Genomic DNA, 12,454 nt, shown 5'->3' on the forward strand with positions numbered 1-12,454 from the left:
GAGGGGCGTCTCCGGGGAATCCGGGGGCGCCCTTCCGGGTTTTCTGGACGTGACGTACGACGTGGACGGGATCCCGGTGGAGGCGAAGGCCGTCGATGTGGCGGTCGTGGGGGCCGGGCAGGCGGGGCTTTCGGCCGGGTACCAGCTACGGCGGGACGGCCTGGACTTCGTGATGTTCGATCATGCGCCGCGTCCGGGCGGGGCCTGGCAGTACCGGTGGCCGACGCTGACGCTGGGGAAGGCGCACCGGATCGCCGATCTTCCGGGGATGCCGCTGGGGACGCCCGATCCGGCACGTCCGGCGTCGGAGGTCGTTTCGGAGTACTTCGCGCGGTATGAGCGGGAGTTCGGGCTCGATGTGCGCCGTCCCGTGGACGTGTCGTCCGTGCGGGACCTGCCGGACGGGCGGTTGCTGCTCTCGACGTCCGAGGGCGACCATGCGGCCCGTTTCCTGATTAATGCGTCCGGGACCTGGGAGAAGCCGTTCTGGCCGCGCTATGCCGGAATGGAGGCTTTCCGGGGGCGTCATCTGCACACGCACGACTACCGCGGGCCGGACGAGTTCGCCGGGAAGCGGGTCGTGGTCGTCGGCGGCGGGGCCTCGGGCGTCCAGGCGCTGATGGAGATCGCCGAGGTGGCCGCCGGGACGCGCTGGGTGACCCGGCGTCCTCCCGAGTGGGTCGAGGGGCCGTTCGACGAGGAGCTGGGACGCGCGGCCGTCGCGAAGGTGGACGAAAGGGTCCGGCGCGGGCTGCCGCCCGCCAGCGTCGTCTCGGTCACCGGGCTGATGCTGACGGACGAGGTGAGGGCGGCGCGGGCCTCCGGGGTGCTGCACCGGCTGCCGATGTTCGAGCGGATCACCCCGGACGGCGTGGTGTGGCCGGACGGCTCGTCCTACGACGCGGACGTCGTCCTGTGGGCGACGGGCTTCCGGGCGTCGCTGGCGCACCTCACGCCGCTGGGCCTGCGCGGGCCGGGCGGCGGCATCGTGATGGACGGCACGCGGGTCGCCTCCGATCCGCGCGTCCACCTGCTGGGGTACGGGCCGTCCGCGAGTACGATCGGGGCGAACCGGGCGGGCCGGAGCGCCGCGCGGGCCGTCCGCCGCGCCCTCCGGGGACCGGGGCAGCCTCCGGGAGATATCGGACGGACCGCACCAAATCCTCCCGGTGAACGTCCGGAACCTCCGCGTGACGACCGGCATGCGGAGATCGCCCCAGCTGCCTGACTTCTCCCCGCTGAGCGGCTCGTATCTTTCCGGCGGCAACTGCCCCGTCATGGCCCCAACCGATCCTCCGATGCGGGACGATTCGCATATGACCGCTCGTGCGACCCTCCCCTACGGCTCCTGGCCGTCACCCATCTCCGCCGCCGACGTCGCCCGCGCGCGGCTGCGGATCGGCTTCCCCACCGTGGCGGGCGACGACGTGTGGTGGCAGGAGACCCGGCCGGAGGAGGGTGGCCGGACGACGGTCGTCCACCTGGCCGAGGGTCGCCGCACCGAGCTGCTCCAGTCCCCCTACGACGCCCGTACGCGTGTGCACGAGTACGGCGGGCGGTCATATCTGCCGGTACCGTCCGGCGAGGGCCACGCGATCGTGTTCTCCAACTACGAGGACCAGCGGCTCTACCGTCTCGACCCGGGCGAGCCGAAGCCCTATGCGCTGACACCGGAACCGGCCGAGCCGGGAGGGCTGCGCTACGCCGACTACGTGCTCTCCCCCGACGGCTCGCAGGTGTGGTGCGTCTGCGAGGGGCACACCCCGGACGGCATCCGGCGCGCGATCGTCGGCATCCCGCTCGACGCGTCCGCCGCCGAGGACGCCTCGGCGATCCAGGAGCTGGTCAGCGGCGCCGACTTCTACGCCTCCCCCACGCCGTCCCCGAGCGGCGGTCACCTGGCGTGGGTGCAGTGGAACCACCCCCGGATGCCCTGGGACGGCACCGAACTGCGCGTCGCGGCCGTCGAGGGTGGTCGGACGGTCGCGCCGCGGACGGTCAAGGGCGGTCTCACCGAGTCCGCGCTCGCGCCGCTCTGGCGCGACGACGAGACCCTGTACGTGATCTCCGACTGGCCGGGCTGGTGGAACATCTACCAGGTCGGGCTGCACGGCGAGTCGGCGCAGGCGCTCTACCCGGCCGAGGAGGAGTTCGCCGGGCCACTGTGGACGCTCGGCGGCAAGCCCTACGCGATCCTCGAGGACGGGCGGCTGGCCGTCCTGCACGGCGAGGGCGACCTGCGGCTCGGCGTGTACGACCCGGAGACCCTGGAGCTCACCGACCTGGACCTGCCGTACGCGGACTGGCGTCCGGCGCTGTCGGTGTCCGGGTCGACGGTGCTGGGCATCGCGGGCGCGCCCGAGGTGCCGACCTCGGTCGTCCGGGTGGACATGAGGACCGGCCGGGCCGAGAGCCTGCGGCGCGAGCTGGCCGAGCCGCCGAACGCCGCCTACCTGTCGATGCCGCGCGCCGAGCGCCTGGAGGGGCCGTTCGGGCGTCCGGTGCACGCGCTGGTCTACCCGCCGTCCAACCCGGACGCCGAGGGCCCCGCGGACGAGAAGCCGCCGTACGTGGTGTTCGTGCACGGCGGGCCGACCGGACGCGCGTCCAGCACGCTCGACCTGGAGCACGCCTACTTCACCAGCCGCGGCATCGGCGTGGTCGAGGTCAACTACGGCGGTTCGGCGGGATACGGGCGCGCGTACCGCGAGCGGCTGCGGCGCCAGTGGGGCGTCGTGGACGTCGAGGACGCCGTCGCCGCCGCGCGGGCCCTGGTCGACCTCGGTGTCGCGGACGCGAAGCGGCTGGCGATCCGGGGCGGCAGCGCGGGGGGCTGGACGACCCTCGCCGCCGTCACGACCACCGACCTGTTCGCCGCCGGGACGTCCTACTTCGGCATCAGCGACCTGGCGTCGTTCGCCGCCGCCACGCACGACTTCGAGTCCCACTACCTGTTCGGGCTGATCGGCCCGCTGCCCGGCTTCGAGCGCGCGTACGAGGAGCGCTCCCCGCTCGGGCACGCGAGCCAGGCGTCCTGCCCGGTGCTGCTGCTCCAGGGCCTGGACGACCCGATCGTCCCGGCCGACCAGTCCGAGCGGTTCGCCGAGGCGCTCGCGGAGCGGGAGGTGCCGCACGCGTACCTGACGTTCGAGGGCGAGTCCCACGGATTCCGGCGGGCTGAAACGGTCATCACCTGCCTGGAGTCGGAACTCTCCTTCTACGGCCGGACGCTCGGATTCGAGCCGGTCGGGATCACGCCCATCGAGCTGTCCTGACGGGAAGGCGAAACTGCGGCGTGCCGGGGCACGCCGCAGTTCTCGTTTCTTGTCGGAGTTTCCGGTCAGGAGATTCCGGCTCGGGAGCCGAAACTCAGGCGCGGCTGTCGGCGGACTTCCGCAGGTTGTAGACGTCCCCGTCGAAGTACGGCGAGTAGGAACGCCAGGAGACGCTGCCGCCCTCCTGATATCCGCCGATGACACCGTTGATGTAACCGGTGTGCGACCTGGTGTTGTACCAAAGCAGCCACGGGCTGCCGCTGGTGCCGCCGTAGAAGCCGCTGCAGTCCATGCGGAGCTGGTACTTGAACGCCTTGACCGTCTTGGTCTTGCAGAAGATCGGACGGTTGCTCCGGCTCGGGTAGCCGGCGACGTTCACCCACTTGCCCGAGCCCTGGTTGATGGCGAGCTTGTTGTAGCCCACCACCTGCTCGATCTTCCGGCCGCCGCGCGTGTTGACCGCGATGAAGCCGTAGTCGAGGTCGGGGTCGCTCTTGGACGCCCAGCGCCTGTCCACCAGCAGCATCTTGGCCGACCAGACCCCGTAGGGACGCTTGCCGTTGTCGAACTTCGGCACGAACGCCACGTTGTGCGCGTAGCCTCCGCCGCGTCCGCCGTGAATGCAGTGCGCCGCCGTCAGCAGCAGGCTCTTGGAGTAGCTGTGGACGACGCTGGCCGTGCAGTAGTGGTTGCCGCTGCCGTTGTTGAAGAACACCGCGCCGAGCGTCGGGATCCCGCCGAACGCGACGGACTTCGGGACGCTCTGCGCCGTCACGCTCCGCTCGCCCATCTGGGGGGACGCCGGGGGGCTCGCCGAGGGCCCCGACGTGGGGGCCGCCGCCTTCGGGCCGCCGACCGGCGTCGCCGAGGCGAGCCGCTGCGGAGTCCAGTACTTCTCGGCGTCCTGCGCCTCCGCCGAGCTGATCTGCTGGCTCGTGGAGGTGTCCACCACCGTGTGCGTCCTGGCGTGGCCCTGGCTGACCAGCACCCCGCCGGTGGCGACCGCCGCGACCCCGGTGACCGCCACGACCGCATAGGTGACCCGCATCCGACCCTTTCGCATTCGCCCGAAACTACCGACTCTTCCGTCACGCCACAACGAGAATGATCAGTCTGGCCAGGAAATCCGACCGGCCGTCGCAGCCTTCACGGTCGGTCCGGATGACCGAAACCCTTCCAGCATGGCCGAGCGCCGTGCCGGGCGTGGCACGGGGCCCCGGTCCGGACGTTCTCGGACGTCCGGACCGGGCCCCGCCGCGCGGTCGTGCCGCCCGCCCGGTCGTGGGTGGTCAGCGGGCGAACTCGGTGGCCCTGGACTCGCGGACGACCGTCACCCGGATCTGGCCCGGGTAGGTCAGCTCGTCCTCGACCTGCTTGGCGATGTCGCGCGCGATCACCTGCGCCTGGATGTCGTCCACCGAGTCCGGACGCACCATCACGCGGATCTCGCGGCCCGCCTGCATGGCGAACACCTTGTCCACGCCCTCGTGCTTCTCCCGGGCGATCTCCTCGAGGCGCTCCAGCCGCTTGACGTAGGCCTCCAGCGACTCGCGGCGCGCTCCCGGACGGCCGCCGCTGATCGCGTCCGCCGCCTGGGTGATGACGGCCTCGACCGTCCGCACCTCGACCTCGTTGTGGTGCGCCTCGATGGCGTGGACGACGTCCTCGTGCTCGCCGTAGCGGCGGGCGATCTCCGCGCCGATCAGCGCGTGGCTGCCCTCCACCTCGTGCGTGAGCGCCTTGCCGATGTCGTGCAGCAGCGTCCCGCGCTTCACCACGTCCGCCGGGAGCCGCAGCTCGTGCGCCATGATCCCGGCGAGGTGCGCCGACTCCACCAGGTGCTTCAGCACGTTCTGCCCGTAGGACGTCCGGTACCGCAGTTGCCCGAGCAGCGCGATCAGCTCCGGGTGCATCTCGGTGATGCCGAGCTCGACCAGCGCGTCCTCGCCGGACCGCACGCACAGCTGCTCGACGTCGGACCGGCTGCGCTCGTAGACCTCCTCGATGCGGGACGGGTGGATGCGGCCGTCCAGCACCAGCTTCTCCAGCGTCAGCCGCGCCACCTCGCGGCGGACCGGGTCGAAGCAGCTCAGCAGCACCGCCTCGGGCGTGTCGTCGATGATCAGGTTGACGCCGGTGGTGGACTCGAAGGCGCGGATGTTGCGGCCCTCGCGGCCGATGATCCGGCCCTTCATCTCGTCCCCGGGCAGGTGCAGGACGCTGACCACCGACTCGGCGGTCTGCTCGCTGGCGACCCGCTGGATGGCCAGCGTGACGATCTTGCGGGCGCGCTTGTCGCCCTCCGCCCGGGCCGCGTTCTCGATCTCGCGGGTGAGCGGCACGGCCTCCCGCTTGGCCTGGTTCTCGATCGCGGCGACCAGCTCGGACTTGGCCTGCTCGGCGGTGAGCCCGGCGGTCCGCTCCAGGACCGCCCGGCGCTCGTCGTCCAGCTTCGAGAGCTCCTGCCTGCGGGCCTCCAGGGACTTCTTGGTCTCGTTCAGGCGGGCGGACCACTCCTCCAGGCGCCGCACCTCGCCGTCGAGCCGCTGCTCGCGCTCGGCGAGCCGGGCCTCGCGGCGCTCCAGGTCCTCGCGGAAGGTCCGCAGGTCCTCGCGCAGCTCCCTGGCCTCGTCCTCGAGCTCGGCGCGCGCCGACGTCGTCTGCCTCTCGGCCTGCGACTCGGCCTTCGCGACGATGCCGCGCGCCTCGTCCCGGGCCGTCCGGCGGATCTCCTCCGCGCCCTCGCGGGCCGTCCGGCGGATCTCGTCGGCCTCCTCGCGGGCCGTCCGGCGGATCTCCTCCGCGCCGTCCCGGGCGCGCTCGGCCTCCTCCGGGTCCGGGCCGGGCGGGACGCCGGGCCGCCGCACCACCATGACCACGAGGACGACCAGGGCCACCACCGCGATCAGGGCCACCAGGAGCGCCGCAACGGTCAGTGCCGTCCCGCCCATCAGCGCCTCCTCTTAGGGGAGGCCGGACGGACCGTCGGGGCGGCGGTGTGTCGTCCGGTGCTCATCGCCGCACCCCGCGTCCCGCGTTACCGGCTCCCCTCAGCCCGGTGACTCCGCCGCCCGCGTCCGCTGGACGGCCGCGTCCACGTCCTCGCGCAGGCCCTTGTCCCCGATCGGGGACGCGTGGCGAACGCATGACTATCGACAAACTCACGGCACGCATGGTGATCACCGCTATCTGTTCGTGAAATACCGGCACCCCGGCGCGGACCCGCGTCGGGCGGGACGGCCTGGGCCGTCCTGGCGCGGGTGGCGTCGGGGTGCGCGAGGGGAGACGGGGCCGGACGGTCGTCCGTGCGGTCCCGGTGACAAGGAGTGGCCCGGTCGTCCGGGCGAGAGGGCGTCCGGCCGGTGGGGTGAGGCGGCGCCTGCCGACTGGGGAGACGCGGCGCCTGCCGGCTGACGGGACAGGGCGCTCGCCGGCCGGGCGGACGGGTGGCCGTCCGGTGCGGGGGCGTCCAGCCGCGGGGGTGGGCGGACAGGTGTTCGGCGTGACCACTGGCGGGTGGAGTCACGAGGCCGATCCTTCCTCGCCCGCGGGCCCCTGACGGGGTTCTGGAGCCCTGCCTCGCGAGGACCTACCCGCACCCGAGCGAACCGTCGGGTACACGACATCGCCCGGCCGCCGTCGTGACGGCACCGGGCCGGCCGATCCGCTCCGGACCGGTTCCGGTCGCTGCCCCTCCCGCCTCTCGCCTCTCGCCTGCTAGAACACGCTCAGTCGTATGGCAATCCGCTGGTGCGCGGAGTAACTCCTCACTGCCGTAACGGTAAGCGGCATCCAGGTGATGAGCAAGCAAAGCCAGGGCATTCCGGACAGTCATCGGAGGTGTTTCGCCGCCGTCCACCCCGCTCACCTGCCGCGACGCTGACCGGTGGTCAAGCCCTCCGGCAACGCCCCGGCGTGTCGTCCCACCGGGCCCTGAGGCGGCCCCCCGCGCGCCGGACGGTCAGTGGCTGAGGCCGCGCTCGCCCATGTCGATGTCCCAGGCGTCGGCGATGACGATGTCGATCTCGGCGCCCTCGAACGCGCTCGAGCCGTACCTGCGGTAGGCGTCCTCGAGGGACTCGGCCTCGACGTTGTCGTAGTAGGTCCGGCCGTCGGCCGTCCGCGTCCGCTTGGAGTAGATCTTCAGCTCCGGCGTCTCATCACCCATCGCCTCAAACTAGCGCGAATCTCCGCCGTCCAGGAGGAGGCGGAGGGAACGGACGAAACGCTCGCGGTCGGCGTCTCCGAGCGGGGCCAGGAAGGCGTCCTCCATGCTCCGGCGCGCGTCCTCCGCGCGGCGGAGCACGTCCTCGCCGTCCCCGGTCAGCGCCACGACGTTCTTGCGGCGGTCCTGCTCGCTGCGGCGGCGCTCGACGAGGCCGCGGCGTTCGAGCCGGTCGACGAGCCCGACCATGGTGGTCCGGTCGACGCCCAGCCTGCCCGCGCCCTCGAGCTGCGAGATCGGCCGGCTCTCCCCCAGGACGGCGAGGACGGCAAGCTCCCGTCCGGTGATCCCGAACGGCTCCAGCGCGCGGGCGGACTCCTCGGTCAGCCGCGCCTGGACGTGTTTCAGCAGGTAGCCCAGGCGATCGGTGAGGATGTCCGCGCCCGCCAGCGATCCCGGTTCCGCCATGCCCGAGAATCTACCGTCCCCGAAATCGTCAGGACCACTGATGATCAGCTACTCTGACGCCTCGTCCGTCACCGAGATTCGGAGCGACCCATGAGCGAGATCAGGTTCGGCCTCAAGACCAGTCCGGCCCGAGTCGGCTACGACGACATCCTGCGGGTCTGGGAGGAGGCCGACGAGATCCCCGAGATCGACGACTGCTGGCTCTGGGACCACCTGCTCCCCCTCGTGGGCCCGCAGGACGCCGCCGCCTTCGAGGGCTGGACGCTGCTCGCCGCCCTCGCCGCCCGCACCGAGCGCGTCGGTCTCGGCATGCTCGTCACCAACAACCGGATGCGCCGCCCGGCCGTCCTCGGCAAGATCGCCACGACCGTGGACGTCATCTCGGGCGGACGGCTCGTCATGGGCCTCGGCGTCGGCGGCACCCACCAGCCCGCGGGCGCGGGCGGCATCCCTGGCCCCAACCCCGCGCTCGCCGAGCACGCCGCCTACGGCATGCCGCTGGTCAGCCCCGGCGAGGGCGTCTCCCGGCTCGCCGAGACCATCGACATCCTCACCCGCATGTGGACCGAGGACGTCTTCGACTTCGACGGCCCGCACACCGTCCTGCGCGGCACCCGCAACAACCCGCGCCCCGTCCGCCCGTCCGGGCCGCCCCTCCTGATCGGCGGCTGGGGCGACCGCGTCCTCGGCCTCGTCGCCGCCCACGCCGACATCTGGAACGTCCCGGGCCCACCCCACAACCCGGTCTCCTACCTCGCCGAACGCGCCCGCGTCCTCGACGCCCACTGCGCGGCCATCGGCCGCGACCCCGCCGAGATCACCCGCTCGACCCAGATCCTCGTCTCCCACGACGACCTCCCCACCGCCCGGGCCACCGTCCGCGACCTGGTGAGCATCGGCGTCACCCACATCGTCCTCGGCCTACGCACCCCCTACCCCGAGCACGCCGCCCGGCTCCTCACCGAGGAGATCATCACCCCCACCCTGAACACCCTCTGACCACACGCCCCCAACAGCACACGCTCCCCCAGCGTCACCCGAAAGCCACCACCCCAAAGCCGCTTCCCGCAGCCAGAACCGAAAGCACCCCGGCCAGCACCGCGAGATCGGCTTGCAGCGCCGCCTGCCAGCGGCGCGGCGAAATGGCACACCAGCGTGACAGCGCGACTCAACAACGCCGCACGGCCGCCAGAGCAGTGCACCCTGGTGAAGACGCGGCAGCGCACTTCGGCACTGCAGCGCAATGCGGCACGGCGCAGCACAGCGTGGGCGGCGCAGCACGGCACGGCACGGCGCGGGGCGGCGCGGCACGGCGCGGCACGGCGCGGCGCGGCACGGCACGGCACGGCACGGCACGGCGCGGCACGGCGCGGCACGGGGCGGGGCGGGGCGGGGCGGCACGGCGCGGGGCGGCACGGCACGGCACGGCACGGCACGGCACGGCGCGGCACGGCGCGGCACGGGGCGGGGCGGGGCGGGGCGGCACGGCGCGGGGCGGCACGGCACGGCGCGGCACGGCGCGGGGCGGCACGGCGCGGGCGGCGCGGGGCGGCACGGCGGGGCGGTGGTGGGATGGCAGCGCGGGTGGAGGGGCGGGGCGCGGCAGTGCGGGGTGACGGAGCGGCACCGGGCAGCAGCGCGGCGCGGGCCGGACGGGTGGGTGGGGCGGGGTTAGTCGAGGTCCCAGTGGTCGGGGAGGTCTTCGGTGTTGTCGCCTTCGGTGTCGAGGGCTTCCTTCACCACGCGGTAGGCCATGCCGGGCGGGTAGCCCTTGCGGGCGAGCATCCCTACGAGGCGGCGGACGCGCTTGGTGCGCTCGACGCCGCGTGTCGCGGAGAGTTTGCGCATGACGAGCTCGTAGGCGCGGCGTTCCTCCTGCTCGGAGTCCAGCGCCTCCACGGCCTCGCTGACGATCTCGTTGTCGACGCCGCGCCGCCGTAGCTCGGCCGCCAGCGCCCGCCGCCCCAGGCCCCGTCCGGCATGCCGCGACTGGACCCACATCTGCGCGAACGCCTCGTCATCGATCAGGCCCACGTCGGTGAACCGCCCGAGCACCTGCTCCGCGACCTCGTCAGGAATGTCCTTGCGCCGCAACGCGTCCGCCAGCTGGGCGCGGGTGCGCGGCGACCCCGTCAGCAGCCTCAGGCAGATCTCGCGGGCCTTCGCCTCCGGATCTCCGGCGCTCTGCTCTCGGGTGCCGCCGTCGTCATCTCGCGGCCTCGCTTCGGATTCCCCGCTCCAGCCTTCGGAGCTTTCGCCACCTGGCTCTTGACCTGGCCCATCATCGCCCCGGGATCGCCGCCGTGACGCCTTACCGCCCCGACGACGCCCCTCCGACACGTCCTTTTCACCCCAGGACGTCCCGGAGCCGCCGAACGGCTTCTCAACTCTCCGCTTTCCCGAGTCGCGCCGACCTCGACCGCGCCGTCCGCTCGGCGATGCCCCCGTGTCGGCGGAACTCCCCGTTTCGGACGTGCCGTCCGTGGAACCGTCTCGGCCCCGTGTGATCTGTGGCGCGGCCTTCTTCTCCTGCGCGGACGTGCTCCTTGAGGAGATGTCCCGCGCGAGCGCGTCCCGAGCGGCGTCCTGCGTGAGGGGACGATGGACAGAGCCGTCCTCGACGGGCGCATCCGTGGTGGGGGTGCTCTCCGCTGGAGTGTTCTGGCCGGGCGGGTCATCTAGAGAGGCGCTTGGCGTATTGGACGACGGGGGGCGGCCCTTGGGGGATGAACCGTCCGGCTCGTTCTCGGTCGCCGAGGCCTTCGGGTCGGGATCGGTGGGCGAGCTGGATTCTGGCTGGTCTGGGCCTTCCGATTCCGTCGTCTGGGATGCCTCGGCCCTCGCGGTAGGGGAGGTGTCCGACCAGGACGGGGCTCTGGTCGGAGCCTTCGGAACGGGCTCGTCCCAGCTGCGGGTCTGGTGCGATGCGGCAGATGGCGTGGAGGGCTTGGCCGGGGACGTGGAGTCGGCGGTCTCACTCCATGGGTTGGTGGACGAGCCCGCCCACGGGGGCTTCGCCGGTGCGCTCGGCTGATTCCAGGGCAGCGTGCTGGGGTCCACCTGGGGTGTGGGGACGTTCCACGGGAGGGGGGCCGCTCCCCCGGTTTCCGGTTCTGGGTCGTCGGCCGCCGTGTTCGGCTCGTCGGCGGCGTCGGCGTCCGTGCCGGTGGGGTCGGTAACCGTCCAGGGGGTGGCCGACGACGTGGGCCAGGGCGGGGTGCCGTCCGAGGGTGGGGTGGTCATGCGAGGCACCCGGGGACGGCGGCGCCGATGGGGAAGGACCGCGCACCGGTGAGCCGGTGACGGTGGAGGCGCCGCCGCCCTGCATACGAGATCATCGCTCAGTCTTCGTCAGGAGTCACCCGATTCGACGGATTCGCCGTCAGGAATCTCCGGCCTTGGCCTTGGCCGACTTGCGCGCGGCCGGGGCGGCGGCCGCCGCGGTCGCGGGCTTGGCCGACGCGGCGGCCTTGGCCGGGGCCTCGGCGGACTTGGCCGTGGTCTCGGCGGCCTCCTTGTCGACGCGCGGGCCGACGCCGAGCTTCTCCTTGATCTTCTTCTCGATCTCGTTGGCCGTGTCGGGGTTGTTCTTGAGGTAGTTGCGGGCGTTCTCCTTGCCCTGCCCGAGCTGGTCGCCCTCGTAGGTGTACCAGGCGCCGGACTTGCGGACGAAGCCGTGCTCGACGCCGAGGTCGATCAGGCCGCCCTCGCGGGAGATGCCCTGGCCGAAGAGCAGGTCGAAGTCGGCGACCCGGAAGGGCGGGGCCATCTTGTTCTTGACGACCTTGACCCGGACGCGGCTGCCGACGGCCTCGGTGCCGTCCTTCAGGGTCTCGATGCGGCGCACGTCGAGCCGGACCGAGGAGTAGAACTTCAGCGCGCGGCCACCGGTGGTGGTCTCCGGCGAGCCGAACATGACGCCGATCTTCTCGCGCAGCTGGTTGATGAAGATCGCGGTGGTGCGGGTCTGGTTCAGCGCACCGGTGATCTTGCGGAGCGCCTGCGACATCAGCCGGGCCTGGAGGCCCACGTGGCTGTCGCCCATCTCACCCTCGATCTCGGCGCGCGGGACGAGCGCGGCGACCGAGTCGACGACCACGATGTCGACCGCGCCGGAGCGGACCAGCATGTCGGTGATCTCGAGCGCCTGCTCGCCCGTGTCGGGCTGGGACACCAGCAGGGCGTCGATGTCGACGCCGAGCTTGGCCGCGTACTCGGGGTCGAGCGCGTGCTCGGCGTCCACGAACGCGGCGATGCCGCCGTTCCTCTGGACGCTGGCCACCGCGTGCAGCGCGACGGTCGTCTTGCCCGAGCCCTCGGGGCCGTAGACCTCGACGACGCGGCCGCGCGGCAGGCCGCCGATGCCGAGCGCGATGTCGAGCGAGATCGCCCCGGTCGGGATGACCTCGACGGGCGCGCGCGCCTCGTCGCCCATCCGCATGATCGAGCCCTTGCCGAACTGTCGCTCGATCTGGGCGAGCGCGGTCTCGAGAGCCTTCTCCCGGTCGTTCGCTGCCATGTCTGCCCCTTGTCTGGTTTCGGTCGC

At 72.4% G+C, this 12,454-nt stretch carries 9 protein-coding genes; 3 read left to right on the forward strand and 6 right to left on the reverse strand.

Going from position 1 to position 12,454, the window contains the following annotated elements:
- Positions 1 to 49 precede the first annotated feature (49 nt).
- Together P696_RS44070 and P696_RS0108180 are read left to right on the forward strand one after the other, a co-directional pair.
- Positions 50 to 1,228 (forward strand): NAD(P)-binding domain-containing protein, encoded by a 1,179-nt coding sequence (locus P696_RS44070; protein WP_245627557.1) that lies wholly within the window; start codon positions 50 to 52, stop codon positions 1,226 to 1,228.
- A gap of 88 nt (positions 1,229 to 1,316) precedes the next feature.
- A complete protein-coding gene (locus tag P696_RS0108180) occupies positions 1,317 to 3,275 on the forward strand; it encodes a S9 family peptidase (protein ID WP_026411955.1) in 1,959 nt (652 codons plus the stop codon).
- A gap of 94 nt (positions 3,276 to 3,369) precedes the next feature.
- Here the strand turns inward: P696_RS0108180 and P696_RS44075 are convergent, their stop codons facing one another.
- The 4 genes from P696_RS44075 to P696_RS0108200 all read right to left on the reverse strand — a co-directional run bounded on the left by P696_RS44075 (position 3,370) and on the right by P696_RS0108200 (position 7,908).
- Positions 3,370 to 4,338, reverse strand: coding sequence for a trypsin-like peptidase domain-containing protein (locus tag P696_RS44075; RefSeq protein ID WP_157429558.1), 969 nt, complete (start codon positions 4,336 to 4,338; stop codon positions 3,370 to 3,372).
- 226 nt (positions 4,339 to 4,564) lie between these two features.
- A complete protein-coding gene (rny, locus tag P696_RS0108190) occupies positions 4,565 to 6,226 on the reverse strand; it encodes a ribonuclease Y (RefSeq protein WP_026411956.1) in 1,662 nt (553 codons plus the stop codon).
- 1,010 nt (positions 6,227 to 7,236) lie between these two features.
- Positions 7,237 to 7,443: a hypothetical protein gene (locus P696_RS0108195; RefSeq protein WP_026411957.1), complete on the reverse strand. Its 207-nt coding sequence runs from the start codon at positions 7,441 to 7,443 to the stop codon at positions 7,237 to 7,239.
- A gap of 9 nt (positions 7,444 to 7,452) precedes the next feature.
- The gene (locus P696_RS0108200; protein WP_034483450.1) at positions 7,453 to 7,908 is read right to left on the reverse strand and encodes a MarR family winged helix-turn-helix transcriptional regulator; all 456 of its coding nucleotides are present in this window, start codon (positions 7,906 to 7,908) and stop codon (positions 7,453 to 7,455) included.
- A gap of 90 nt (positions 7,909 to 7,998) precedes the next feature.
- On the opposite strand from P696_RS0108200, the gene P696_RS0108205 reads away from it, so the two are divergent.
- Positions 7,999 to 8,907 (forward strand): LLM class flavin-dependent oxidoreductase, encoded by a 909-nt coding sequence (locus P696_RS0108205; protein WP_026411959.1) that lies wholly within the window; start codon positions 7,999 to 8,001, stop codon positions 8,905 to 8,907.
- A 672-nt stretch (positions 8,908 to 9,579) separates the two neighbouring features.
- Here the strand turns inward: P696_RS0108205 and recX are convergent.
- A complete protein-coding gene (gene recX / locus P696_RS59025) occupies positions 9,580 to 11,151 on the reverse strand; it encodes a recombination regulator RecX (RefSeq protein ID WP_211245656.1) in 1,572 nt (523 codons plus the stop codon).
- A 139-nt stretch (positions 11,152 to 11,290) separates the two neighbouring features.
- Positions 11,291 to 12,427 carry a recombinase RecA gene (gene recA, locus P696_RS0108220; protein ID WP_026411962.1) on the reverse strand — a complete coding sequence of 379 codons (1,137 nt, stop codon included), beginning with the start codon at positions 12,425 to 12,427 and terminating at the stop codon, positions 11,291 to 11,293.
- Positions 12,428 to 12,454: the final 27 nt, after the last annotated feature.

Source organism: Actinomadura oligospora ATCC 43269 (assembly GCF_000518265.1).
Classification (GTDB): Bacteria; Actinomycetota; Actinomycetes; order Streptosporangiales; family Streptosporangiaceae; genus Spirillospora; species Spirillospora oligospora.

Excerpts from the sequence above, each read along its gene's own strand:
- recA (WP_026411962.1), bottom strand. The coding sequence starts at position 12,427 with ATGGCAGCGAACGACCGGGAGAAGGCTCTCGAGACCGCGCTCGCCCAG.
- P696_RS0108200 (WP_034483450.1), bottom strand. The coding sequence starts at position 7,908 with ATGGCGGAACCGGGATCGCTGGCGGGCGCGGACATCCTCACCGATCGC.
- recX (WP_211245656.1), bottom strand. The coding sequence starts at position 11,151 with ATGACCACCCCACCCTCGGACGGCACCCCGCCCTGGCCCACGTCGTCG.
- P696_RS0108195 (WP_026411957.1), bottom strand. The coding sequence starts at position 7,443 with ATGGGTGATGAGACGCCGGAGCTGAAGATCTACTCCAAGCGGACGCGG.
- rny (WP_026411956.1), bottom strand. The coding sequence starts at position 6,226 with ATGGGCGGGACGGCACTGACCGTTGCGGCGCTCCTGGTGGCCCTGATC.
- P696_RS44075 (WP_157429558.1), bottom strand. The coding sequence starts at position 4,338 with ATGCGAAAGGGTCGGATGCGGGTCACCTATGCGGTCGTGGCGGTCACC.
- P696_RS0108205 (WP_026411959.1), top strand. The coding sequence starts at position 7,999 with ATGAGCGAGATCAGGTTCGGCCTCAAGACCAGTCCGGCCCGAGTCGGC.
- P696_RS0108180 (WP_026411955.1), top strand. The coding sequence starts at position 1,317 with ATGACCGCTCGTGCGACCCTCCCCTACGGCTCCTGGCCGTCACCCATC.